The following is a 26,852-nucleotide window of genomic DNA, read 5'->3' on the forward strand; positions in this document are numbered from 1 at the left end:
ATCTGCCTTGAAAAAAATTCAAGACAGATTTACAATCAACAATAAAAACAATGAAAAAAACTATTGCCAACCACCACCCAAAGCTTCGTATAAATCTACGATGGATTGAAGTTGGATATTTTTTGCGTTTATTAAATTTAAACTAGAATTTAAAGCATTTTCCTGCGCAGTCAACACTTCTAAATAGTTAGCGAAGCCACTATTTAAAAGATCTTCAGAATAACCAGTTGCCAAATTATAGGCGTTGTATTCTTTTTGCTTCACCTCTATTTTTTCTGTGGCTGATTCATAATTGTACAATGCGTCCGAAACCTCTTTGCTGGCATTAATAATTGCATATCTAAAATCTAAATATGCTTGCTCTTGCTTGGCTTGCGAAACTTCGTACTGTGTACGTATTTGACGCTTGTTAAAAATAGGCTGCGTTAAACCCCCGATGATAGTTGCGAATAATGAATTAGCATTAAATAGCTTATCAATTTCAAGATTTTGCAAGCCACCACTTGCCGAAAGCGTTAATGTTGGGTAAAAACTTGCGCGTGCGGCATTTGTAAGTTCAAAGGCATTCATTAAACTGAATTCAGCTTCAATAATATCTGGGCGGTTTCTTAATAATTGTGTGGGAACTCCAGTGTTTAAAGGTGTATTTATTACTTGATTCTCTAACGCTCCACGGGTAATTTCCTGCGGCGCATTTCCCAATAAAATGGACATTGTGTTTTCCATTAAACGCGTTTGGTTTTTTAAATCGATTAAAATTCCCTGTGCTGTGTATAATTGGGCTTCCGTCTGTTTTACGCCTACTTCGGTAAGGTTTCCGGCTTCCTTTAGCGCTTGTGTGGTTTCTAAACCTTTAGCGCGCGTTTCAATAGTCTCTTCGGTTACACGAATCTGTTCATCGAGTGACAACAATTGATAATATACAGAAGCGATATTTGCAATCAATCTACTTTTTACTGCTTGGTGGGCTGCAACACTTTGAAGGTATGTAGCTTGATAAGCACGATCATTACTGCGAATTTTTCCCCAAATATCTGCTTCCCAGGAAAGACTTCCGCTTAATTCATATTGATCTAAAGATGAAAACTGGCTCCCAAACTGACTTCCACTCGAAAATTCTTGATGCGTGTATTGTCCCTTTCCGCTCAGCGATGGAAAATAACTTGCCTTGCCCTGTTTTACATAAGCTTCTGCAATTCGAATTTGCTGAAGGGCAACACGAATATCAATATTGTTATTCAATCCTTCTTCAATATAACTTTGAAGCGAAGGATCTGTAAACAACTCTTTCCAAGAAACCGTTGCAATGCTTAAAGTATCCTGCGGAAGGTTATCTGTTCTGTAATTTGCTTCGTTTACAACTTCTGGCCGTTCGTAATCTTTTGCCGCAAAGCAGGAAACGAGCAGAAGTGGAACGCCTATTATTAACAGCAATGAATAAATTCTATTCGTTTTCATCTGTTTGGTTTTATGGTCTTTTAAGGATGAATTTATTTGATTATTCATTGTTATCAGTATTTTCAATTAATTTATCGCCAGTTTCAATATCCAGCAACTCTTCATTGTCTGTAGGCGCTCCCGTAATTTTTTCTTGTAACCATTGGAAGAATATAAACAGAATTGGAATCACGAATACTCCTAAAATAGTTCCAACTAAGAGTCCACCAACGGCACCCGTACCAATAGAACGGTTACCTGCTGCACCTACTCCATTAGAAAGTACCAACGGCATTAATCCAAAAATAAAGGCGAAAGATGTCATCAAAATTGGACGTAATCTAGCTTCAGCACCTTCAATGGCGGCATCAACGATAGACTCACCGTGTTTTCTTCGCTGTAAAGCAAATTCTACTATAAGAATTGCATTTTTCGCCAAGAGCCCAATAAGCATTATTAAAGCTATCTGGAAATAGATATTATTTTGCAGCCCCATGAGTTGCGTTGTAACATATGCTCCAAAAACTCCGACGGGTAAAGAAAGTAATACCGAAAAGGGCAATAAATAACTTTCATATTGTGCTGCGAGTAAAAAGTAAACGAACACCAGCGACAGAATAAAAATGGTTGTTGTTTGGTTTCCGGCGTTTTTTTCTTCCAAAGTCAATCCAGAATAAGCAATATCAAAATTACTTGGCAACGTTTGTTTTACTTCTTCCACAGCATTAATAACATCACCTGTACTAAATCCTGGAGCAGTAGCGGCTGTAATCTTTGTTGAATTAAAAAGGTTGAATCGCGTTACCGATTGCGGGCCATAAACTTTTTTCAGTGTTACGAATTGCGTTATCGGTGTCATTTCACCACTTGCGGTGCGCACGTAAATGCTATTTAAATCACTTTCAGTGGCTCTATCTTCTGGTAAAGCCTGTACATAAACACGATATTGCTTTCCGAAGCGGGAAAAATCTGCTGCAAATACACTTCCTATATATCCTTGAAGTGTTGCAAAAATACTTTGCACCGAAACGCCAACCTCTTTTGCTAAAGGTACATTCAGCGTCATTTCGTATTGTGGATAGCGCGTGTTGAATGATGATTGCGCATATTGAACTTCGGGTCTTGCGGTTAGCTTCGCAATAAATTCTTGATTGGCCTGATCTAAATCGGAAAAGCTTCCTCCCGAACGATCCAATAAGTTCACTTCTGCTCCGGCCGAGTTTCCAAAACCTGGAATACTTGGGGGTGAAAAGAAGATAATCTGGGCCTCAGGAATTTGGGCTGCAATTCCGAAAAGTTGACCCGTTATTGCTTGCACGGAAAGTGATTCATCTTCACGATCTGCCCAGTTATCAAGTCTAATAAATCCAAGACCATAATTACTTCCTGCGCCACTAATTAAACTTCGTCCATCAATTACAGATGCTCCTTGCACTCCCGGTAAGTCTTTAATTTTGGAGTAAAGAATTTGGTTAACCTCGTGTGTTCTATCAACTGAAGAACCTGCTGGAAGTTCCACATTCATAAAGATAATTCCACGATCTTCATCAGGCACAAAACCTGTTTTGAGCGTTGCAGAAGACCACCAAATACCTAAAACGGCCAAAATTAAAATAAGCACAGTGATCCATTTATGTCTGTAAAGAAAATGAACCGATCTGCCATAACGATTTACAGTTGCTTTAAAACCACTGTTGAAACCGTTGAAAAATTTCTGTATAAATCCTGGTTTTTTACTGTTCTGTTTGTCATCGTGTCCCTTTAAAAACAGCGCACTCAAAGCTGGCGTCAACGTTAAGGCATTTACTGCAGAAATAATAATAGCAACAATAAGTGTAACCCCAAATTGTTCGTAAAACACTCCCGTTGGCCCTTTAATAAAAGTCACTGGAATAAACACAGCAGCCATCACCAATGTAATAGAAATAATAGCTCCCGAAATTTCGTGCATTGCCTTCAAAGAAGCCTTTTTGGCACTCTTTTCTCCTTCATCAATCTTTGAATGGACTGCCTCGACGACGACGATTGCATCATCCACCACAATACCAATTGCAAGAACCAATGCGAAAAGCGTCAACAAGTTAATAGAGTATCCAAATAAATTCAGAAAGAAAAACGTTCCAATAATCGATACTGGAACCGCAATAGCTGGAATTAAAGTTGAACGGAAATCTTGTAAAAAGATAAAAACAACTAAGAAAACCAAAAGGAATGCTTCAACTAAAGTCATTACCACCTTTTCTATGGAAGCATTCAAAAAGTTATTGGTATCGTAAGGAATATAATAAGTGATTCCATCTGGCAAGTCGCGTTCTACGCTTGCTAGCTCAACCTTTATGGCATCAATAATTTCCTGTGCATTGGAACCTTTGGTCTGAAAAATACCCATATTCACTGCAGGATACCCGTTAGTTACGGAACCTCCGGAATAAGATTGTGCCCCTAATTCAATTTTGGCCACATCACTCAATTTCAAAAATTCACCGTTGCCCAATGCTTTTATTACAATGTCACTGTACTGTTGTTCGGTTTTATAGCGGCCTGGATATTTAATAGTATATGAAAATGCTTCACCATTATTTTCACCTAAAGACCCGGCAGCAGCTTCAAGACTTTGTTCTTGTAAAGCAGCAATAACGTCAGTGGGCATCAAACTATAAGCAGCAAGTTTTTGTGGGTTCAGCCAGATGCGCATCGAATAATCTTTTCCTCCAAAAACTGTTACATCTCCAACACCATTTACCCTTTGTAATTCAGGAATTACGTTTATTTTTAAATAATTTTGAAGAAAGGTGTCATCATAATCCTTGTTTTCACTATAAAACGAAAGGAACATCAATGCACTAGTCTGTTGTTTTGAAGTTGTAACCCCTGTTTGAATAACTGCCTGTGGCAATAAAGGATTGGCTCGTGCCACCCTATTTTGTACGTTAACCGCAGCAATATCTGGATCCACATCTTGATCAAAAAATACGCTAATGGAAGCTGTACCGTTGTTTGTGGCAGTAGAAGTTAAATAAGTCATTCCTTCCACCCCATTTATTTGCTCTTCCAGTGGAATTATTACACTTTCTAGAATCGTTTCAGCGTTTGCCCCTGGGTAAGTAGCATTTACCTGAATAGTTGGCGGTGCAATATCTGGATATTGTGTAATGGGTAGATTAGATAGTCCCAAAACTCCAAGAATTACTATAATTATCGAGATAACCGTCGATAGTACGGGTCTGTCTATGAATGTTTTTAGCATGGTTTTTTTCTTATGAAGGGTTATCTAAAAACTTTTTCGATAGGTTTGGCAATGCTGTCAAAAGGCATTTCCTGTGGGTTTATTTTTGAATTACCGCGTAGTTTATTAGCGCCTTTCGCTACAATTTTATCGCCTTTCTGCAATCCAGAAGTAATAACATAAAGGTTTCCAACTTCAGCATTTTTTTCAATTCTGGTTGAAGTTGCCATTCCATCTTCCCCAACTTTATAAACATAGAAACTTCCTTGTTGCTCATAAGTAGCTTCTTGAGGAACAATCACGGCATCTGTAAATACTTTTGGAAGTTTAATTTTTCCACTATTTCCATTCGTTAAAATGCGCGAAGGATTGTCAAAAACAGCTCTAAAAGTAATAGAACCTGTATTTGCATTTACTTGTGAATTGATAGTTTCAATGGTTCCTTCTTCTTCGTAAAGACTTCCGTTTGCCAACAGTAACTGCACTTTTGGAAGGTTTTTTATTTTTTCTTCAATCGTTTTTCCTTCTGCATTCAGAATAAAGTCTAAATATTCCTTTTCATTCATTGCAAAATAAGCGTACACTTTACTGATGTCTGCAACCGTTGTCATCGGAATTTGTGATGAAGGGCTCACCAAAGCACCTTTCCGAAGATTAATTGAGCCCACATAACCATCTACAGGACTTTTTATATTTCCGTAATCAATGTTTGCTGCAATGCTATTGTAGCCACTTTTAGCTTGTTGAAGTTTCGCTTTTGCGGTTTCAAGTTGTACGTTGCTGATTATATTTTTGTCAACCAAAGGTTTTAATTTATCAACCTCAACTTGGGCAGCATTCACATTTGCACTTGCGGCGGCAGCATCTTGGCTCAAAGTCTGAGTTTCCAGACGGAAAAGAGTTTGACCTTTTCTTACTTTTTGGCCTTCATCCACAAGAACATCTGTAATGTAACCCGAAATTTTTGCGTTTACTTGGCTATTTACAATTCCCTCAATACTTGCGGGATACGTAGTAAATGCCGTCACTGTTTTAGTTGGAATTGTTACTACAGGCAATGTTGGAGCCTGGGGTGCACCTTGAGCTTGTTGCGCACTCTTGTCGTCACCACAAGAAGTTAGCATTAGTAAAAACCCTAAAACTAAGGCAAGGGAATAAATTAAATTTTTCTTTTTCATTGTTGATTTTATTAGTCGAATTATTGCTTTTCAGTAAGTTTTTTTTGAATTTTTTCAATGGATGCACTTGCTTGCGAAAGAAATTCCACATAATCTTTGTGAAATTCCATATCGAAAATTTCAGGACAATCCGTTGGAAGTTCTGAATTGATCTCCTTTTTATATTCCATTATTTCAAGATGCAAAACGCGTTCATTTTTCCAATTTTTAAGCATTACGCTCATTGAATTTATCATTGCGTCTGGAACAAGTGTGAAATATTTTTTGCGATCACCGCATTTAGTGTGATATGTTATGCGGTTTGCAGCCTGTAATGTGGTTAAATGTGTTGAAATTGTACTTTTGCTTGCACTGAGTTCACAAACCAAAGATTCAAAAGTCACACCCTTTTTACCAGTCAAAATTAAGGTAGAAAGAATTCTCGCGGCCAATGGGGCGATTTGTTCCTTACCCTCAATGTGCACACCCAATTTCTCAATTAAGTTTTCTTTTTTTGTCAAAATATGAATTATGAATTATTATGTGGGCACAAAAGTACGTTTAGTTCGGAATCATCCGAACTAACCAGTATTAAGTTTTTGTTAAATAAAATTTAGTGGGTTTCTGAAGCAGATTTTATCTCGATTGACTCTCGAAGTTCGTTGCCGTCTTGGTCGGTTGCCGTTAACATATATTTCCCTGGTTTGGGTGAAACAGCCAATTCATGAAAAGTTTCCGTTTTACCGATATATTCTGAATCCAAATACCAATACACAGTATTCTCTGGCGTACGATGTGCGAGTTTGAAAATAACCTCGTTCACATTTTCGTCAAAGTTCTTTGGAAGTAAAACCGCTTCATTTTTTTTCGGATAAATAAACGCCATTAATTTTTCGCCTTCCTGCAAACAATTGGGCGCAAAAGGCGGCAAAGGATGATATTCTGGGTGAAGCGATGCGTAGTAGTATTCCATAACTGGCGGTAACACAAACCAGTTTTTTTGAACCATTTCCGAAAGCGGATAGCACGAAGAATTAACCCGATAATTCTCCGTCCCGATACCTCGGGATAAAAATACAGTTTGGTGGTACGGACAAGCTTCGGTTCGCGCGCCGTTTTTTGGAATCCATTCCATTTTTATTTCATCACAAAAAAGTCCGGCGAGATGGCCGCTTTTGGTACAGATTTCAACCTCAACCAATTCATCGTACGGAATGTTGAACCAACCACTTTGTGGCAAAACATTCAAAACATCGAACAACACAGGTGCCGCAGCTTGAATTCCCGTTAAACCCGGACGACCTTCGCCATCGGCATTTCCAACCCAAACGCCTATTGCGTATTTCGGTGTTACACCAACTGCCCACGCATCTTTAAAACCGTAACTCGTTCCTGTTTTCCACGCCAACGGCTGACTACTTGTGAAAAATTCCCAATTTTCCTCACCGCTGGGGCGGTTCACTTTTTCCATTGCATCGAAGGTTTCATAAATTGCTCCTGCATTCCAAACGGAAGGTTTTTGCTGAATTTTTCCGAAATCAATTTCTTCGTGTTCATACACATAAACAGGTTCCATAAATTCATTCTTTCGGTATTCGCTGGAAGAAATGTTGAAGAAATTTAAGGTTGAAGCCATTCCTGCATAGGCTTTCGTTATATCCCATAAACTGCTTTCCGCACCGCCCAAAATCAGTGACAATCCATAATAATCTGCAGGTTTGTCCACGGTTCTTTGATTCATTTTTCCAAGAATATTATAAAAACGCTGTAAACCGAAATTACGCAACATTCTCACCGCTGGAATATTTAGCGAACGCGAAAGTGCCACGCTTGCTGGGACTGCCCCATTAAATTGTTTGTCGAAATTTTCTGGAGTATATCCATTTACTGTAGTTGGAATATCGGCCACCAATGTATTCGGGAGAATTTCGCCCGCATCGAGCATTGAAGCAAAAAGAAATGGTTTTAAAATACTACCTGTGCTTCGCGGTTTTTCGATGATATCTACATAATTATTGTGCTCTCGAGTAGTTGGCGAATTGCCCACATAAGCCAAAACTTCACGCGTGTTTACGTCCATTACCAATACAGCGAGATTGTGGATTTGGTTTTGAGCCAACTGATAATGCTGCTCTTTCACGATATTGTTCACCTTTTGTTGAAGTGAAAAATCGATTGTAGTTTCAATGCGTTTGCCGCGATGTTCCTTTCGTATTTTTTCAGTTATATGAGGTGCATATTCTGGTAAAGGCAACGGTTTTCCGGGTAGTTTCTCATCCAAAGCTAATTGATAGGTAGTTTCATCAATTACTTCATTTTTGAAAAGTTTCAGCAATAAAGCATCTCTTTTTTGCTTTAAAATTTCTTCGTTTTTCCCAGGAAAAATAAGTGAAGGCGCATTTGGAAGAACCGCTAACGCAGCCGATTGTCCCCAACTTAAATCGCTGGCAGGAAGCCCAAAATAACGCCAAGACGCAGTTTCCAACCCAACCACATTTCCTCCGAAAGGCGAATACGAAGCGTATAAATTCAAAATCGATTTCTTTTTAAAACCCGCTTCCAAACGCGTGGCTTGAAAAATTTCAATTAGTTTTTCAAAATAAGTTCGCCCTTTATTTTGCCTGGAAAGACGGATTACTTGTTGGGTAATCGTACTTCCGCCGCGACGGGAATCTGTGGTGAGATTATTCCAAAGTGCTTTTGAAATGGAAACCGGATTAAAGCCGGGATGCCAATAAAAATGCTCGTCTTCAAAATAAAGAATACATTTTTCAAAGCGGTCTGGTACTGAATCCATTTGCGGAAATCGCCACTGACCGTCATCGGCAATTCGAGCACCAAGCATTTGCCCGCTGCTACTTTCCGCAACGGTTGCGGTGGGAACATCAAATAATGGCGAAGGAAGGCAGAAGAGCCAAACCATAAATAAAACTAGCGCGATACTGAGTTTTATTTTGTGGGTTTTAAGGAAGAAAACGGTTTTATTATTCATATTATTTCTACATCAGTCTCCGCTCTAAAATCCATACTTAATTTTATTTAAACTATCCTTTTTTTGTTGTAGGTCCAATGGTGCTAAACCAATCGAAATTCTATTACTATCCACTTTTTTCAAATCATCTATCATATTTGCACCTCTAATAGTTCCATAAATTTGAGGCTCTTTATGATAGTAATAATATTGATCAATCATAGCTCCCACATAATATGGTGATGCCTCGCCTTTTCGCACAAATTCCCTGACCTTTGGCACGAAATAATTCATACGGATACTATCATCTGTGTGAAGCAATATGGGACCTATATCGATATGTCTACCGTCTAATGAAGTCGGACCTACCATTTCGTCATTAGGAAAACCTACGCTTTCAAAAAGTTCGATCAATCTTAATTCGTGCAATTTATCAATGCTGTCAACCTTTTTCCAATCCGCTTCAGAACCTTTGCTCCTAACTCCTTGATCAGCATAACGCATTAAAATTAATTCGTCCCTCAACTTTAAATCCATCTTATCCATAAACTGACTACGTAAAGTATCGTACTCCAGTTCTAATTGCTTCCCGTATTTTGAAGCCAGAAATCCTTCAAAACTTGTATTATTTTGAAATCTACTTAATTCTGAACCGCTCAGAATTGATTTTTTCAAAAACTCATAAGTCAATTCATGCTTTTTTAAAATAGCAGTAGTTTCTGCGAACTTTTCAATTTCATTATAACCTAGCGTTGTTATTGGCTCACAAGAATTAAATGCAGTTTGATACAAATCAAATGCTCTTTGGTGATTTTTAGTTTCAAATTCGTAATCCGCCTTATAAATTGTTTGATAGTAATCTGTAATATAATTGCATTCCGTTTTTTTGTTAACAGAACAACTGAAAAGAACCGAAAGTAGAAGTAACACAGCTAATCTCATAGTTTAGTTATTAAAAAAATTGAGCAAGAATTACACTTCGAGTGTAAACCTACAAGGTGGCCTACTAGTGGTTAAAATAGAATAGCATTTACCCCTTCCGTCTTTTCAAAACTGCTCTCTGGCAGTTTTGAAAATCCACCTTCCCCTAAAAAAGGGGAAGGAACCAAAATGTAATTGTCATAATTCTAGATTTACAATTCAACAGTTACCCACATTCCTTTATTCCGTGCAAAATACGAGTTGTCATACATCGCCTCAACTTGCGTTCCGGGCAAATAATACGTTCCTAAATAGGACGCATTTAGTTTCACAGTGAACGTCTTCGTTTGATTGCTATTTAAATCGAAGAAGAAGTTTACACGGTCGTCGCGAATATCAGTATATCGTGCGTCTCCGCTTGCGCCTCCGCCCAATGCACTAAAACTGGTGTTTACAATTTCCCAACCGCTTGGGAATATTTTTGAAAGTGCTACATTATTTATCCAATCGTTGGAAGTATTGGTAATACTGACCTTTGCAATTATTTCTGTTCCTTGTCGCAATTTTGATACGTCGATTGGTTTTCCATCACCACCCAAATATTCAGATCTTATGGAAAGATTTCGCTTTTCTGCAAGTTCTTTTCCTAATGGTAATTTCCCTTGTTGTGAAAGCGAAACGTAAACAATATTTCCTTTTTTATTGGTTACTGAAACAGAATTGTTTCCCATCACAAACGACAGATCTCGTTGTGCAATGGCGCGGTCGGTTTTAACCTCAACCGATTTCCCGCCATTTGTAAACGTAAGTTCCATTGCTTTTCCGCCGTTCTTTTCAACCATTTTTGCCATCGTCATTAAAGCATACGAAGTTTCCTGCGTGTTGTACCAATTTCTCGAAGACAAATCTTTCGCCACGGAAATTGCCATTTCACGTTGTTTCGGATCGCCCAATAAAACCATGGTTTCCAAAGCCATAACACGGTTTCTGAACGGAGAACCGTACGTATAATAGTCAGATTTTTGGGGAACAAAATTAATATTCGCCGACTGTGCAATTTGCTCAGCAACATTTTTCTTTCCAGCCAAAGCATAAGCCGCAGCCAGTCGCCATTTAGCATCGTTACTCAATTCTTTGCTTTCGCGAAGTCTGTTCATTGCAGCTAATTCAGGTTTTCCTGCCAATGCTAAAGTGTAAAGTCTATAAGCCTGTGTTAAACTGGAGTTATATACCGCATAACTATTTCGCCATTGGCGAGCCGTATTTTGCTGATACAGCAACCAATTACTCATAAAACTTATCGGCAAAGCGTATCCTTTTTGCTTCGCTTCAAGCATAAAATGACCCGCATAAGTTGTGCTCCATTCATCTGCTTCGCGTTCGCCGGGCCAATAGGAAAGCCCGCCGTTGGAAAGCTGGAATCTGCCCAAACGAGCAATAGTTGCCTTCACATTTTTTTCAATTACTTGTTTTTTGTCGAAAGTAATATCGAAAACATCTGCCAAATACAACTGCGGAAATGCAGAAGAAGTACTCTGCTCCAAACATCCATATGGATAGTGAATTAAATATTCCATCCGTTTGCCAAAATCCATCGGTGGCAAAGTTGAAAATTCAAGCGTCGCCGTATTACTTCCGGCTAAGCCAAAAGTTTCAAAATTGATGGTTTGTGAGCCATTTTCTGAAATTGTGTATTGCGTAGATTTTTGCGAAATCGGATTCGGATTTTCCACATCAATTTCAACTTTGTAACTCGCTTTTTCACCGTTGCCGGAAGCGGTTACTTCTATGGTTTGAAACTCTTTCGTTGGAAGTACTTCGAATTCAAAATTTACAATTTGTTCTCCCGGTTCGTTGAAAGAAACAGTTTTTGAAGAACCATTTATCGGTTTCAACGCATCGCCAGTTTTCACAGTAATTGTGGCGGTTTTCACTTTATTTTCCATTGCAAAAACGGTAACAGGAAGCGTAACGGTTTCACCCGGCGATAATTTCCGCGGAAGCGAAGCCAAGACCATTAAAGGCGTACGTACGGGTGTGGTTTTTTCAACACTGCCGTAAGCACTTTTGGTTTTATAGCCCGCAATAACCATTGTGCGAACGGAACCGATATAATTTGGCATCATTATATTGTGCGATGCGGTTTTTCCGGCAGCAAGTTCAAACGGGCCGAGGTATTTTACAACAGGTTTAAAACGGTCTGCTTTTCTGTTTTTCGCGCCCAATGCAGCATCGCCACCACCAATTGCATAAATATTATCGACACTGCCCGAATAAGCACCAATTACATAATCAAACATATCAAACGTTTTTACACCCAAAGCTTCGCGACTGTAAAACGCTTCGTGAATATCTGGTGTTCCAAAGCGCGTTAAATCCAGTAAACCTTCATCAACAATCGCCAAAGTGTAAGTCATTGGTTTGCCTTTTTCTTCGGAAACTTTTACGGTGAATTGTTTCTCTGGTTTTAATACTTCGGGCATCGAAATTATTGGGTGAAGTACCGTTGAAGGATCCTCCACCAAAAGCGGAATTACACCGTAAAGCCTCATCGGTAAATCGTTTTTTGTTTGGCTGTGTGGCTGCAGTAGCGAAATATTCACATAAATATTCGGCGCCATTTCCTTCGTAATTTTTATCGCAGCTTTGGTTTCTCCTTTTTTGGTTTCAATCCAATGCGTTGCCAAAACTTCGGTGCCGTTCTCAACGCTAATTAGCGCGTGACCGTCGCTTCCCGAAGGAAACGTTATAAACGCTTCTTCGCCTACATTATACTTTTCTTTATCTGCAGAAAAGACTAACATTTTTGCGCTTTCCGCATCGCCATCGCTTGGACGCTGCGACCAATTTCTATAGAAATAAGTGATGCGTCCCGTTGCGTGGCCAGATTGTTTATCGATTACTCTTATTAAATAACGTCCGCCTTCATCATCGGGAATATTTACGGTGAATTTTCCCTTTCCGCTGCCATCAGTTTTTACGGTGAAATCTTTAACTGGACGATGCACGGTAGAATTTTCATAAGTTGAAAGATTATCCGAACCTCGGTTCCACCACCAGCGCCATTCAATCTGAAATACTTTTACTTCCAGCTCGCGATTAGCGGCAGCTTGGCCTTTAGTATCTACGGAAACCACATCAAAATTTGTATTTTCATCTGTAAAATAAGAACCGTAGCGACCAGCTTCGGGCGATTTTAACCCAACAAAATGTGTGAACGGCGCCAAATCTTTTGAAAAAATATCCATTGAAAAGTCGCCTCCGCCTTCATAGACTTTCGTTAAAAAAGTGGCTTTCAACATTCCGGGTGCATTATTTCCAACTTCCATCTTTTGGCTAAAAGAAACAACGCCTTCCGAAGAAAGTTGCGTATCCAAAACTGGGATTTCTACTTCATTAAAGCTACGAATAGGATCCGTGAAATTATATTTTGGAAACTTCGGAAAAGCTGTATTGCTCGCGCGAAGTGTGGCCGTCATATCGATTTTTAAATTTCGCGCAGGCGATCCGTGAAGCCACGTGGCGCTTGCCATTCCTTTTACGGGTTTTGTTGCATCTAGAATTTCATCGTCAAAATCGAGTTTTATTTTTAGTCGATTTGGTTTTATGGTTGCCACTTTTAACGTGTGACTAAATTGCGCGCCGCCGACGGTTATTGTTGCGTTCCAATTTCCAGTTGGGGCGGATGCGTCTGTGGCGATTGGGAAATAGTAAAAGTCTCCCAGCCCCCTAGCCTCCGAAACCCCTCCGCCTTCGGCACCTCCTCTTGAAAAAGGGGAGGAACTGTTTCCTATGGTATTTAAGACTGAGCGTTGAACCAATTTTCCTCGGGCGTCGGTTACAGAAAGTGTTACGGGATGATTTTTGGGAAGCGGATTTGCGTTGTCGTTTAAGACAAAAGTTAAGTGAATACTGTCGCCGGGACGGTAAACGCCGCGTTCGGTGTAAGCGTAGCCTTTTAGACCTTTTTGTAATTCTTTCCCGGAAATATCGAAATTACTCATGGAAAGCGCATTTCCGTCTTCCAATTTTATATATGCAAAATTGTTGCCTTTCTGTGCTACTGCGAATGCCGCATTTTTTTTGCTATCATAAAGCGTAGAACCATCACTTTCGGTGGTTACGGTTTCAATTAGTTGTTGTTGATAATTGAAAAGTTTTATTTTCACCCCACCCTCAGCTTTCGCCGAAACTAGGTTTGTAGCGAAAAAATGATAGGAACGGTTGTTGCCTTTTTTCACAATCAAGCCCAAATCCGAACCAAGAATATTTGCCGTAACTACGCGCTCTTCGTTATAATATGCGGGATGGCACGGATTGTCCTGCTGCTGCCAATTATAGGTGTAATTTCTCCAGCGGTAAATTTCATTGTCCCAATAACGCTCTTCACGAAGTTCTTCATCTTCGGAAGAATCGGTAGCGTAATAAGAGTCTTCTTCATAGTAATCGCCGTAATATTCGTCGCCTTCTTCTTCATTTTCATCGGTATTTTCTGAAGCAGTTTCAGCACAATCATAGCTTATATAATCTTTTTTGAAACTGATTTCTAATTGATAAATGGCGCCCGGATCTGCTTTAAAATATTCCGAAAGATTGATAGCATAGGCTTTCCAACTACCATTATTTCCCAAATCTTCATTTTTAAGATTGATGGTTTTTTTAGCTATTCTTCGTCCAACTCGTTTAATATCGTAGGTGTTATTGTCATTCAAATTATAACTTTGAAGAAACTGCAACACGTTGTTTTCGTAAATTTTTATTACGCGAACGTCAACTTTTGAAAGATTTACCGCTTCAAAATAAACGGGCGTAGAAGCGGAGTTTGGAAGAATCACGCCTTTTGATATCATCCGCACGGCGGGTTTTAATTGTTCAAAAGACACCAATTCTGAAAATTCGTTTTTTAAGCCGAAACCTTCGGTATTTTTAATTCCAGTGAAAACGGTGACTTTTACGTCGCCGACTACTCTGTTTGGCGGATAAACATTTAAAACGTTTCCATTTACTTCGTATTGTAAATTCTGTAAATTTTCAATAGTAACTAAGCCAGCGAAATCCTGATTTTCAATCAACGGGTCAGAAAAGTTGATGCTTAAAAGTGCAGCCGGCGCCAAAGTGCTACTAATATCTACGATTGTAAAGTTATTTTGTCCCGGAATTGCGAACGTATTTTCGCCTTTATTTTCTGCATTGATTGGTTTTCCGTCCCATTGAATAAGAATTTCCGAATCTTCAATTTTCCGAGTAATGCTATCGATTGTAAAGTTGAAAAAGCTAGCATCTGTTTCTTGGAATGACCATTTCAGCTTAAGATTTTTGCCATCTTGCGAAGCCGAAACTAATTGTTTGGCTTTTTCAAAAGAAATAACATCTGAAGCCTTAATGGATGCCTCAACATATTGCCATTGCTTGCTGTAGCTTTGAAGTTTACCAACTTCAACTTTGAAATTTGGCGTAATAGTATGAAAACTGAACGTGTAGGATTTAAATTCGGGAGCAATGTTTTCATAAAACTTATTCAACTTTACGGTTATGGTATATTCGGTGTCTGGATTTAAATTTGCGGCCGGTTGAAAAATTAGAGTTTTGCCGTTTTCAACTACAAATTTCCCTCCGGTTTTTGGAGAAATACTCAAATATTCATCTGCCGAAAGTTCTTGAGTCATCTCAAATTGCTCCACAGGTTTGGCAAGTTCAACACGAATGTCTGTTGTGATGGATTGGTTTCCGTAGGTGTTATACGAAATATAATCCTTGAATTTGAAAAGGTTGTCTGTTTCGGAGTGTTTGTCTTTGTCTTTGCAGGAAAAAACGAGAAGTAATAAAACAATGGATAGAACCTTGAGTGAGGTTTTCATAAGCGATGGTTATAAGTATTTAAAAATAAGCCAAATTCATATGCTTACAAAGCAAAACTGTTTTAATATCTTATTCAGAAATTTGACATTTAGAAGGTAATTAATACAAAAAGCAAGCTGATGATTCTCTTGCCTATTTCTTGAACAATTTATTATAGGCCATATATTCGGGGAAATTCCAAGATAAAAAGCTTTTAGATTCCCAATCTTGTTTAAAAATTTCTTTCCTAAATTTAATACGTTTATGATATTGTTCTGCATTCATAAAGTCTGTTTCGTAAGAGAATAATTCTTTTTGTATGTTTTCTATTCTCGTTAATTCTGAAATAGGTTTGTCTAAATAGGGTAGCGATTTATCTGATAAATCTGCCAAATAATCAAAATGCAAAAAAGCTGTATCGGCGTGGGCAAAATTATATTTCGCAATTAAACTATCCCAATTAACTGTGCTGCTTAGTACCAATATTACATACAATATCAAGGCATTTGTGCGAAAAAGATAAAACCCAGATTTTACATTTCTTATTTTTTTGAAAACTGAATATAGACCGTATAACGTTAAAATCAAGAAAATTGCGACACCAATTCTTTTATAGGCTAATGAAAAATATTCTATGTACCAATAGTTGCGAACACCTACAGAAATTGCCAAAATTGCATTTTGGAATAACCATAAATAGCTTAGTTTTTTTAAGAGTTTATTTTTAGCGTAAAAATTAATATTCCCCCTAAAGAAGTAAAGAACTATCGTAATTGATATTATAATAGAGAAAATTAAAAGATAAGTTCCCTCGTGTACAAATTGTTTTAAGGTTTGTCCGTCCCACTCAAAATTGAACCAAACCAAATATATATCTGTAATATTCAGTATTAACAAAATTAAGTTCAGGATGAAAAGCAGAAACAAAGCGGCTTTTAATTCATTTTTTAAACTTAGTGTTTTAAAACTTCTTATGCCTTTTCGTTTTCTTCTTATTAATAGATCATTAGCACTAGCATCTGTCTTTTCAATTGATGAATTTTTTGTTCTGAAGAATAATATATTGCTAATTAACAAGCCTAGCAAAAGCGTTACTATAAATAGAATTTCAATATCCTTAAAAATAAAGTTGAAGGCGTTTTGAAACTGCATACCCATATTCACCGTCAATTCATCAAAAATTGGATTTGAAGCTCTGTAAATGGCCACAAAAATAAAAATAACTGCTGCGGGAATTATAAAAATTCTGAATTTCCAAAAGGTATTTCCAATACTAGTGCCTTTCACTCTTGAGCTTATTATGCTATTTAAAAATTCAATTTGAGACTGAAATATTGATTTTACTGAAATTAAAGCAGCAGTAATAATTGATTTTGCATACAGATAATTAAGAACTCCCACGAAAATAAATGCAGCTATAAAATGAATAACATACGAAAAAACAGAGTGTGTAAGTACTGTAAATACTGATGTTAATAAGAATCCTAAAGTTGTAATAACTTGAATTTTATTTGAAAAGTTAAACTGTTTAGTGAGAATCAAATAAATAATAAACGCGGTCTCAAAGATTATTAGGTTAAGACCCAAATCGTGATTGTAGAATAAAATTGAAAAAAGTATTGCACTAAGAAAAGTTACTGGAAGTAAGTTTTTTACCAACATCTATTTGAAAATTAAGAATTAGATGTAGTTTTTTTCTATGCTTGCTTTTTTAGGAAATTTAGTAGTAATGTTATTTAGATAGTAATATCATGAAAAGGTTGCGTTACTATTAGGGTATCTACAATTTAATTGCATTATTTAAGAATTCATACTCTCTCTCAACTTTACAAATCCTAACCTTATAATATGTATACCACTTTTCTCTTCCCTTTTTCTGCGCAACCAAATGATCCATATTTGCTTTCCAATTCTTAATACTTTCAAGGCTTTGCCAGTAACTAACGGTTATGCCAACTTCATTTCGCGCACTTTCAATTCCTATAAATCCAGATTGTTGTTTTGCAAGCGATTCCATTAATTCGGCCATTTCAGAATAGCCTTCAATGTTTTCACTTTGGGTTGACGTAAAGATTACTGCGTAATACGGTTGTTCCATTTATTGTTCTTTATAAATTTTAATAACCAATTCTCCTTCAGAATTCATACTAGCGCGATACATACCAGCAGTGTTGAATTCCATTGCCACATTCCCGTCTTTATCGATGGCAACAATGCCACCGTCGCCACCAATGGCTGGTACTTTCTTCTGAATAACTTCGCGAGCTGCCTCTTGTAGTGTCATTCCTTTGTATTCCATCAAAGCGGAAATATCATGAGCAACCACGGCGCGAATGAAATATTCTCCCCATCCAGTTGCAGAAACCGCACAAGTAGCATTGTTAGCATAAGTTCCCGCCCCAATAATGGGCGCATCGCCAATACGGTTCCAGCGTTTGTTAGTCATTCCGCCAGTTGAGGTTCCTGCGGCAAGATTTCCGTGTTTGTCTAAGGCAGCACAACCAACGGTGCCAAATTTTGAATCCTTTATAAATGAGTCTTCAAAAGAGACTTTCTTATCATTTGTGTTTTTTTCCCTTTCCAAAACCTTTTGCAAAGATTCGTATCTATTTTTGGTGTAGAAATAGGATGTATCCATCATTTTGTAGCCTAATGTATGCGCAAATTCTTCCGCTCCTAATCCATATAACATTACGTGTTCACTCTTTTGCATAACGTCGCGAGCAAGATCTATTGGGTTTTTTATATGTTTTATACCCGCAACTGCGCCAGCGTTTAATGTTGCTCCGTCCATAATTGAGGCATCAAGTTCGTTGGAGCCATCGTGAGTAAATACAGCACCTTTCCCCGCATTAAAAAGCGGTGAATCTTCCATTACATTAATAGTATGAGTAACGGCTTCCAAAGAAGTACCGCCATTTTTCAATATTTTATACCCTACAGAAATAGCTTCTTCCAATTTTAACTTATAAGCAGTCTCAAGGGAGTCGCTCATATTTTCTTTTAAGATGGTTCCAGCACCTCCATGGATAACAATTCCGAAGTTATCTCCCGTTTTTGTAGATTTTTCGGTTGCATTAATAATCGATAAAGTGCTCTTTTCATCGTTTTTACACCCGAAAAACAGAAAAATAATCATAAAATATGTTAAAGTTTTAATCATGGCCGATATTTTTTATTCACCTACAAGATACGCGAAAAACACAATGTTTATAGTGGCTCAGCAAATTTTTATTCAGAAGAAATAACTCATTTTATAGCCATATATCCGATAAAGTGTAAGATTTATACGATTAAATACATTTTTATATGATTTATTTTATATATTTGTCCCAGCATCATGCCCCAAATTTGATGTCCCCAAAATTATGAGTTTACTAAAAAGCAACCTACTTGCATTAACGTTAATATGCATACTATTTACCTCTTGTTCAAAAGAGGATTCAGTTGAAGTTGAAGCCACCAAATATGATATTGATTTATCATTGGCTCAAAAAAATGACAAACAAATGTCATCAGATATATTAACTTTAGTAAACAACTATAGGACATCTATTGGACTCCCTATATTAAAAATGGACAATCAGTACGCTTCAGCGTTCGCTGTAAACCATACAGATTATATGATTGATAAAGAGCAAATAAACCACGATAATTTTGGCTTTCGTTCAGAAGGTATTAAATATCACGATGACGCCCAAGTGGTTGGCGAAAATGTAGCTTATGGCTACGATACTGCTGAAGCTGTAGTAAACGCTTGGCTAAAGAGTCCTGGACACAAATCTATTATAGAAGGTAATTTTACCGATACTGGTTTTGGGGTAATGAGATGCCCAAAAGGACGTACCTATTACACACAATTATTCTATAGAAAGTAATACCCTAGATTCCCCTTTTCTACTTGTTTCCAATTGCCGTATTTATAGCGCCCCCAAGCTATAGATGCGGCAATTGCCTTTATACTTTATTTGTATTTAAATAGTATAATTTAGAATTGCTATCTATTCCACTTTTACATGCCATAATTTTAAGAAGCATAGCATTTCACCTACTCCTTGATTATTAAATGAATTTTAATGACTTCTGATCAACCGTTCTACACAAATTATAACATTATACCTTCAGTAAATTCTTATCGATTATACCTTCCATAAATAGCTTTTCCTAATTTTAACTAATAAGTAGTTCATAAATAGGCTTGCTATTGTGTTTCGAGAAAGGTTGCCACACCTCCGTTAATTGATTTTTTTAATATTTTTTACCAATTTGCAATCATTCAAAATATAATAATTATCGATTAAGTGCATCTTTGACCGTTATTAAACATCGATAAACGGTAAAATCTCCCAAAATATGTTAATTTTTATATTTTCGCTTGTAATTTTATTTTCTGAGAAAGACTTGCGAAAAACGCAATGCTCATAGTAGCTAAGGGCTATTTCGAATTAGTTTAAATATAAAAATAACACCTAATATCCGATTAAGTGTAAACTTTTTTCGATTAAAAGCATTTTGGTTTAATAATTTTTATATATTTGAACCAGCATCATGCCCCAAATTTGATGTCCCTGAAATTATGTACCTACTAAAAAGCAACCTACTTGCAATGGCATTATTATGCCTCTTGATAACCTCTTGTTCAAAAGAAGATTCTTTTGAAGTTGAAGCAGCTAAATACGATATTGATTTAGCCTTAGCAGCAAAGAATGATGCTCAAATGTCGACGGAAATTTTAAGGTTGGTAAACGACCACCGCATTTCAGTAGGACTACCTGAACTAATAATAGACACTCAGTATGCATCAGCATTCGCTGTTAATCATACCGATTATATGATTGAAAAAGAAAAAATAAATCACGACAACTTCGGATATCGTTCTGAAGGAATCAAATTTCATGACGACGCTAAAGTTGTTGGCGAAAATGTAGCCTATGGTTACGACACTGCTGAAGCCGTAGTAAACGCTTGGCTAAAGAGTGCAGGACATAAAGCCATTATAGAAGGCAATTATACTCACACTGGTTTTGGAGTAATGAAATGCGAAAAGGGACGCACTTACTTCACACAACTATTCTATAGAAAATAATACCGAGATTCCTCCTTTCTACTTATTTAAAATTGCCGTATTTTTACCTAAACAGTTAAAAATACGGCAATGTCTATTAAAAAACCTTTCAACTTAAATAAATGGATTGAAGAAAATCGAGATCTTCTAAAACCACCAGTTGGCAATAAGAATCTATATATAGAATCGGACGATTATATTGTAATGGTAGTAGCAGGGCCCAACGCTCGTAAAGATTACCATTATAATGAAACCGAAGAGCTTTTTTACCAGCTTGAAGGAAATATTCAAGTTTCAATTCAGGAAAATGGAACGAAAAAAGTAATGGAACTCGGCCCAGGCGATATGTACTTACATCCCGCAAAAGTGCCCCACTCTCCGGGCAGAAGCGCAGGCTCAATAGGTTTAGTTATTGAAAGAAAACGCACCGATCTTGATGGAAAAGATGGTTTACTTTGGTTCTGCGATAATTGCAATAACAAATTATACGACGTCTACTTCCCCCTCAGCAATATTGAAACAGATTTTCTTAAACATTTTAAACATTTCTACGCGAGTAAAGACTTGCGCACTTGTAACGAATGTGGCACTGTAATGGAAACAGATAAACGTTTCGTTTCTGAGGAATAACCATTGAATTTTGTTATTTTCGCAATCGGTAGATTATTAATAAGAAAAAAATAAAAATTGATGAGTGAAATTGCAAAAAAATTTGGAATTGATAAGGCCTTAGAAGAGTTAGGCTTAAATAAGGACATAAACTTCGGTACTTCTACTGGAAAAGATTTTTTTGGAAACGGAGAGATTATTGAATCTTATTCTCCTGTAGATAATGCCTTAATTGGTAAAGTGAAGTCTACTACCAAAGAAGATTATGAAAAAGTAATAACCACAGCAAACACCGCTTTTAAAGAATGGCGCACAATGCCAGCTCCGCAACGTGGTGAAGTTGTTCGTCAATTTAATGACGAATTGCGTCGCTTAAAAGAACCACTTGGAAAGTTAGTTTCTTACGAAATGGGAAAATCTTACCAAGAAGGTTTAGGTGAGGTTCAAGAAATGATTGATATCTGTGATTTCGCTGTCGGACTTTCTAGACAATTACACGGTTTGACTATGCATTCTGAACGTCCGGGACATAGAATGTACGAACAATATCATCCACTTGGCGTTGTAGGAATTATTTCTGCGTTTAACTTCCCAGTAGCAGTTTGGGCTTGGAACACTGCCCTAGCTTGGATTTGTGGAGATGCTTGTATTTGGAAAGGATCTGAAAAAACACCAATGACTAGCGTTGCATGTCAAAATATTGCAGCTCGTGTATTCTCTGAAAATGGATTGCCAGAAGGACTTTCTTGCTTGATTACAGGCGACTATAAAGTTGGCGAAATGATGACAACCGACGCTCGCGTACCATTAATTTCTGCAACCGGATCTATTAAAATGGGAAAAATTGTAGCCCAAGCGGTTGCTAAGCGTTTAGGAAATTCATTATTGGAACTTGGTGGAAACAATGCTATTATCGTTACACCAGATGCCGATGTTAAAATGACTGTGATTGGTGCTGTTTTTGGAGCTGTAGGGACTTGTGGCCAGCGTTGTACTTCTACACGACGTTTGATTATTCACGAAGACATATACGATAAAGTAACAGCTGCAATTGTAGCTGCTTATAAGCAAATTAAAATTGGTAATCCGTTAGACGAAAAGAATCACGTTGGACCATTAATCGACAAAGATTCGGTTAAAAATTACCAAACAGCATTAGAGCAAGTGGTAAAAGAAGGCGGTAAAATTTTAGTTGAAGGTGGCGTATTAGAAGGCGAAGGTTACGAAAGCGGTTGCTACGTAAAGCCAGCTATTGCTGAAGCAGAAAACCATTATGACATCGTACAACACGAAACATTTGGACCAGTTTTATATATAATGAAATACAAAGGCGATTTGCAAAATGCCTTAGATTTACAAAACGGCGTAAAGCAAGGTTTATCCTCAGCAATTATGACGAATAACTTACGCGAAGCGGAACGTTTCTTAGCTGTAACAGGATCTGATTGTGGAATTGCAAACGTAAATATCGGAACAAGTGGTGCCGAAATTGGCGGTGCATTTGGTGGCGAAAAAGAAACTGGTGGCGGCCGCGAAAGTGGAAGTGACGCTTGGAAAGTTTATATGCGTAGACAAACAAATACAATCAATTATACAACTGAGCTTCCTTTAGCGCAAGGAATTAAGTTTGATTTGTAATAAAGTAATTCTTAGTTAAAAAATTAAACCCCAAAGGTCTTCGAGACCTTTGGGGTTTTTTAATTCGTTTCCGCAACAATTCCCCTTTTGGGGGTAAGGGGACTATATTATCCCATTCGGCTCAACCCATTTAAAACGGTTGGCATCTTGCGGTATTTTAATTCTTTCTGCAATACGAAGCATTCTTGAAGGTAACCTTACAAGATAATCACGCGCTTTTTCTGCCTCATCGGTAAGATTTCCCATCTTGGAAATTTCCCAATGAGCATTTAATTTTTCAAGAATATCAATATAATCGTATGTGGTATAAACACCCAAACGCTGTGCTGCGTTGCTGAAATCATCAAATGCTGAGGCCATTTTTCCACCACTTTGGCGAAGGTTTTGGGCAGGCATAATAATTTTTTTCTGCATCATATCTGCAAATGCAATCATCATTTCGCTGGCGTCGTATTCAAAAATAGTTTTAACAAATTGACGATATGCCAAGTGATGGCGCATCTCGTCGCCAGCAATAATATTGCACATTTTTGCAAGCGATTTATTTCCTTTTTGTTTGGCAATTTTTGCTACACGATTGTGTGAAACGTTAGTAGCAAGTTCTTGAAAACTGGTATAAATAAAGTTTCTGTAAGGGTCACGACCCGTGCCTACTTCAAAACCATCATTAATTAAATGTTGTGTGGTTTTTTCTACTTCCTTCATATTTACCCTTCCAGATAAATATAGGTATTTGTTCAATGTGTCTCCGTGACGATTTTCTTCACCCGTCCAATGGCGAATCCATTTGCTCCATCCATTACGACCGTGCTGGTCTACGCCTTCCATATCCATCAACCAACTTTCATAAGTTGGCAATGCTTCTTCCGTAACCATATCGCCCACAAGAACAATCCAAAAATCGTAGCCCAATTCTTTGGCTTCTTCTCTAATTTGCAATACTTCATCCATATAATTTTCGCCTTGAAAATTAGGAAGTAAATCACTCGGTTGCCAAATTTCATCAACAGGGATAAGGTATTGGTCTATATAACTGTCAATTTCTTTTTCAACAGTTTGCATTACTTCGAGTCGGATATTTTTAAGTGCCATGGCGTGTCTTTTGAGCTAACTACAAATATAGTGAGTGAGTACTGAAATTAATAATAAAGTAATCTTAATTCCTGCCTTTTTCGTTTGGATACAATGTGTATACCGGTTCGCTTTGCCAAAACTCCTTAGAATCTACATCGAGCATCGAGATTTTTCCTTTGAATGCGGCACCAGTATCAATGTTCCAAACATTGGCAAAATTTGCAGGTTTATCGTGACCCACACGAGTTACAGGCGTATGGCCGATAAAGATTTCTTTGAAAAGTTTTAACCGTTTTGGATACCTGTCATCGTCCATAGAAAGCGTAGTATCGATCGAACATACCATTTCCCAAAGGGTGCGATCCCAATAGACCAAGTTTGGATAATATTCGTGCTGCGGTCCGCGTTGATTGGTGAAACCTGCGTGCAGAAAAAGTCGGTTTTTTGAATCTATATGATAGTTAGTAAGATTTTCTAAGAAACGAAGATGAATTTCTATTTCGGTTTTAGCCAGTTTTGAATAGCTCTCAACACTACTTTCACCGCCTTGACTGAGCCACATTGAATTGCTCTCGCCAAATTTTAAATATTTGTAAAGCAGCTCATCGTGATTACCGCGAAGGAAGATGCAATCATTTTTTTGCGAAAAGCCAAATAAATACGAAATAACTTCGGCCGATTGACTCCAACCATCTACATAATCGCCCACAAAAATATATTGCGTATTTTTTGAAAGATTTGCGCTTTCAAGCAATTGTTTCAAAGCTTTAAAACCTCCGTGAATGTCTCCTATTACTACTGTTTGCATACTTTAATTATAACTAACTTTTCTCAAAATACGAAGTGATTCCTTCGTAAGCTGATACGCTCCCTCGTGGTAATCTCTTAAATATTCTTTTGCTTCCTGCAATTTATCTTTGGCATCTTCAAAATCGTTTAAATAACAAATAAGGTACGTTGACGGAAGGTTTCGCAAATCCTTTTCTTCGGAAGCGTTCAGCGGAATATTCTTTTTCAATTTTTCCAGCACGGCATTATTCGCATTATAAATATGAAAAAGTGTTTTTTTATTGAATTTAGGAGCTTCAAAAATAAGTTTTGAATCCATTTGATACGAACCGTTTTCTTGAAAATGAATAGTCACCTCTTCCAACGGATAATATTTAAATTGTTCATTCAACCCCAAATGCACATATTCAACCGTTCTAAAATAATCATCGGTAAACTCAATGCTCACTTCATCTAAAGCCGAATAAAAAAGGCGCACCTGCTCGTTAATAAGCTCAATATCCACACGAGAATAGTAACTGTTATTTTTCATCCGCTTAAGATTTCCAGCCCAACAAACAACAAACTGTTCTTTGAAAACCTTATAATGGCTATCCAAATCTTTATGCCGATAGTTTATAAAATCCATTACGCCGTCCAATGTAAGTTCAATATTATTCTTGGCGGCGTTTTCGATAGATTTTACAATCTGTGAATTGACATCTTTAATTTCAATATCGAAATCTTTCGGCATAGAAATGCTACCATCGCGAAGAAAAATAGAGCCACCCCAATACTTCCAAATATTTTTGCGCAACGAAGTTATTTTTCCATTGGGTCTAATTGTAACCAATCCCACCACTTTATCTAAAGGCAAATTTGGAAACGCCACGTTTTCATAAATAATCAACGGCGCATTAGTAAGATAGGCGTTCACCAGATTTTGAATTTTGCTATCGTCAAAAAAATCTACACCTCTAATTTCATTAGTTTCATCCTCAACACCCACAACAATAAAGGAGTTATTCGCGGGATTGCTATTGCTAAGCGCACAAATATGTTTCAAAAACTTCGCTTTTCCTTCTTTGTTGCCAAGATCAATTTTTCGCTTTTTATCATAGAAACTACTCTCGTCGTTATGGGCGAGTAGGTTTTTTATGAGTAGTCGTTTGTTGATCATAATTCCCGCGCAGACGGGAATCTCTTCCCAAACTGCAATATTTTAAATCCTTTTCAGAGAATGAAACCCTGCAAAGAATGATTAAATTAATTTTTATTCACAATCGTACTACTTGCCTGATCCAAACACATAACCGTTAAATCTGCAATATTTACGTGTGGTGGTCGTGTAACGGCAAACCAAATAATATCTGCAATATCTTCGGGTTTCAAAGGTGTAAAACCTTGGTACACTTTTTCGGCTCGGTCGCTATCACCTTTAAAACGCACTTCGCTAAATTCTGTTTCAACCAAACCTGGATTTATGGCACCAACTTTTATTCCTTTTCCGTTTAAGTCAATTCGCATTCCTTGGTTAATTGCATCCACGGCGTGTTTGCTGGCGCAGTAAACATTGCCTTTCGGATAAACTTCTTTTCCAGCTGTGCTGCCAATGTTTATGATGTGGCCGCTTTTGCGTTCAATCATTTTCGGAATAATTGCTTTGCTAACATACAGCAAACCCTTCACATTAATATCGATCATCGCATCCCAATCGTCGGTATTTCCTTCGTCAATAGCATCCATTCCATGGGCATTACCGGCATTATTTATTAAAATATCTATGTCTGAAAAATTCTTCGGAAGTGATTGTATCGCTGAAAATACTTCTTCTTTATTACGAACGTCAAAACTTAAAGTGTGAACTTCCGTCATCGTTGAAAGTTCATCTGAAAGCTTTTTTAATCGTTCTTCCCTTCTTCCGCAGAGAATTAATTTTACTCCGTTTTTGGCGAAAAGTTTTGCAGTTGCCATTCCAATTCCAGAGGTTGATCCAGTAATAAAAGCCGTTTTATTTTGCATTTTAAGTTTTTTCTAAAAGTACATTTATGAATTCTTTAGAAGGTTAAATTCTGTTAATATATAGGTTAATAATTCCTAACAGACATAAAACTCCAAAGCCGAGACAATATGTTTGTAAAACTAATT

18 protein-coding genes are annotated in these 26,852 nt (G+C 37.4%); 4 read left to right on the top strand and 14 right to left on the bottom strand.

Going from position 1 to position 26,852, the window contains the following annotated elements; translation table 11 throughout:
• Window positions 1-60 precede the first annotated feature (60 nt).
• The 10 genes from AC3RVF_RS01715 to AC3RVF_RS01760 all read right to left on the bottom strand — a co-directional run bounded on the left by AC3RVF_RS01715 (window position 61) and on the right by AC3RVF_RS01760 (window position 18,713).
• Window positions 61-1,458, bottom strand: a complete 1,398-nt coding sequence (locus tag AC3RVF_RS01715; protein WP_489690363.1) for an efflux transporter outer membrane subunit — start codon at window positions 1,456-1,458, stop codon at window positions 61-63.
• A gap of 40 nt (window positions 1,459-1,498) precedes the next feature.
• Window positions 1,499-4,684, bottom strand: coding sequence for an efflux RND transporter permease subunit (locus AC3RVF_RS01720; protein ID WP_489692605.1), 3,186 nt, complete (start codon window positions 4,682-4,684; stop codon window positions 1,499-1,501).
• Window positions 4,685-4,704: 20 nt separating this feature from the next.
• Window positions 4,705-5,841: an efflux RND transporter periplasmic adaptor subunit gene (locus AC3RVF_RS01725; protein ID WP_489692606.1), complete on the bottom strand. Its 1,137-nt coding sequence runs from the start codon at window positions 5,839-5,841 to the stop codon at window positions 4,705-4,707.
• A 20-nt stretch (window positions 5,842-5,861) separates the two neighbouring features.
• Window positions 5,862-6,341 (bottom strand): GbsR/MarR family transcriptional regulator, encoded by a 480-nt coding sequence (locus AC3RVF_RS01730; RefSeq protein ID WP_489690360.1) that lies wholly within the window; start codon window positions 6,339-6,341, stop codon window positions 5,862-5,864.
• Window positions 6,342-6,433: 92 nt separating this feature from the next.
• Window positions 6,434-8,812 carry a penicillin-binding protein 1C gene (gene pbpC, locus AC3RVF_RS01735; protein WP_489692607.1) on the bottom strand — a complete coding sequence of 793 codons (2,379 nt, stop codon included), beginning with the start codon at window positions 8,810-8,812 and terminating at the stop codon, window positions 6,434-6,436.
• 24 nt (window positions 8,813-8,836) lie between these two features.
• Window positions 8,837-9,733: a hypothetical protein gene (locus AC3RVF_RS01740; protein ID WP_489690358.1), complete on the bottom strand. Its 897-nt coding sequence runs from the start codon at window positions 9,731-9,733 to the stop codon at window positions 8,837-8,839.
• A 191-nt stretch (window positions 9,734-9,924) separates the two neighbouring features.
• Window positions 9,925-15,570 (bottom strand): alpha-2-macroglobulin family protein, encoded by a 5,646-nt coding sequence (locus AC3RVF_RS01745; RefSeq protein WP_489692608.1) that lies wholly within the window; start codon window positions 15,568-15,570, stop codon window positions 9,925-9,927.
• Window positions 15,571-15,703: 133 nt separating this feature from the next.
• Window positions 15,704-17,212 carry a DUF4153 domain-containing protein gene (locus AC3RVF_RS01750; protein ID WP_489692609.1) on the bottom strand — a complete coding sequence of 503 codons (1,509 nt, stop codon included), beginning with the start codon at window positions 17,210-17,212 and terminating at the stop codon, window positions 15,704-15,706.
• Between the two features lie 118 nt (window positions 17,213-17,330).
• Entirely contained in the window at window positions 17,331-17,648 is a 318-nt protein-coding gene (locus AC3RVF_RS01755; protein WP_489690355.1) for an antibiotic biosynthesis monooxygenase family protein, read from the bottom strand.
• Window positions 17,649-18,713: an isoaspartyl peptidase/L-asparaginase family protein gene (locus AC3RVF_RS01760; RefSeq protein ID WP_489690354.1), complete on the bottom strand. Its 1,065-nt coding sequence runs from the start codon at window positions 18,711-18,713 to the stop codon at window positions 17,649-17,651. It lies immediately after the preceding gene.
• 205 nt (window positions 18,714-18,918) lie between these two features.
• Here AC3RVF_RS01760 and AC3RVF_RS01765 point away from each other — a divergent pair, with 205 nt between their 5' ends.
• The 4 genes from AC3RVF_RS01765 (at window position 18,919) to amaB (ending at window position 22,862) form a co-directional block, all read left to right on the top strand.
• Entirely contained in the window at window positions 18,919-19,428 is a 510-nt protein-coding gene (locus AC3RVF_RS01765; RefSeq protein WP_489690353.1) for a CAP domain-containing protein, read from the top strand.
• Window positions 19,429-20,126: 698 nt separating this feature from the next.
• Entirely contained in the window at window positions 20,127-20,636 is a 510-nt protein-coding gene (locus tag AC3RVF_RS01770) for a CAP domain-containing protein (protein WP_489690352.1), read from the top strand.
• 69 nt (window positions 20,637-20,705) lie between these two features.
• Window positions 20,706-21,245 (top strand): 3-hydroxyanthranilate 3,4-dioxygenase, encoded by a 540-nt coding sequence (locus tag AC3RVF_RS01775; protein ID WP_489690351.1) that lies wholly within the window; start codon window positions 20,706-20,708, stop codon window positions 21,243-21,245.
• Window positions 21,246-21,305: 60 nt separating this feature from the next.
• Window positions 21,306-22,862, top strand: a complete 1,557-nt coding sequence (gene amaB, locus AC3RVF_RS01780; protein ID WP_489690350.1) for an L-piperidine-6-carboxylate dehydrogenase — start codon at window positions 21,306-21,308, stop codon at window positions 22,860-22,862.
• A 102-nt stretch (window positions 22,863-22,964) separates the two neighbouring features.
• Here amaB and AC3RVF_RS01785 read toward each other — a convergent pair whose 3' ends face one another.
• The 4 genes from AC3RVF_RS01785 to AC3RVF_RS01800 form a co-directional block, all read right to left on the bottom strand.
• Window positions 22,965-23,954: an acyl-ACP desaturase gene (locus AC3RVF_RS01785; protein ID WP_489690349.1), complete on the bottom strand. Its 990-nt coding sequence runs from the start codon at window positions 23,952-23,954 to the stop codon at window positions 22,965-22,967.
• Between the two features lie 64 nt (window positions 23,955-24,018).
• Window positions 24,019-24,744 (bottom strand): metallophosphoesterase family protein, encoded by a 726-nt coding sequence (locus AC3RVF_RS01790; RefSeq protein WP_489690348.1) that lies wholly within the window; start codon window positions 24,742-24,744, stop codon window positions 24,019-24,021.
• A 3-nt stretch (window positions 24,745-24,747) separates the two neighbouring features.
• Window positions 24,748-25,884, bottom strand: coding sequence for an ATP-binding protein (locus tag AC3RVF_RS01795; protein WP_489690347.1), 1,137 nt, complete (start codon window positions 25,882-25,884; stop codon window positions 24,748-24,750).
• An 86-nt stretch (window positions 25,885-25,970) separates the two neighbouring features.
• The gene (locus AC3RVF_RS01800) at window positions 25,971-26,726 is read right to left on the bottom strand and encodes an SDR family NAD(P)-dependent oxidoreductase (RefSeq protein WP_489692610.1); all 756 of its coding nucleotides are present in this window, start codon (window positions 26,724-26,726) and stop codon (window positions 25,971-25,973) included.
• Window positions 26,727-26,852: the final 126 nt, after the last annotated feature.

This window comes from Aequorivita sp. IT1183 (assembly GCF_058068265.1).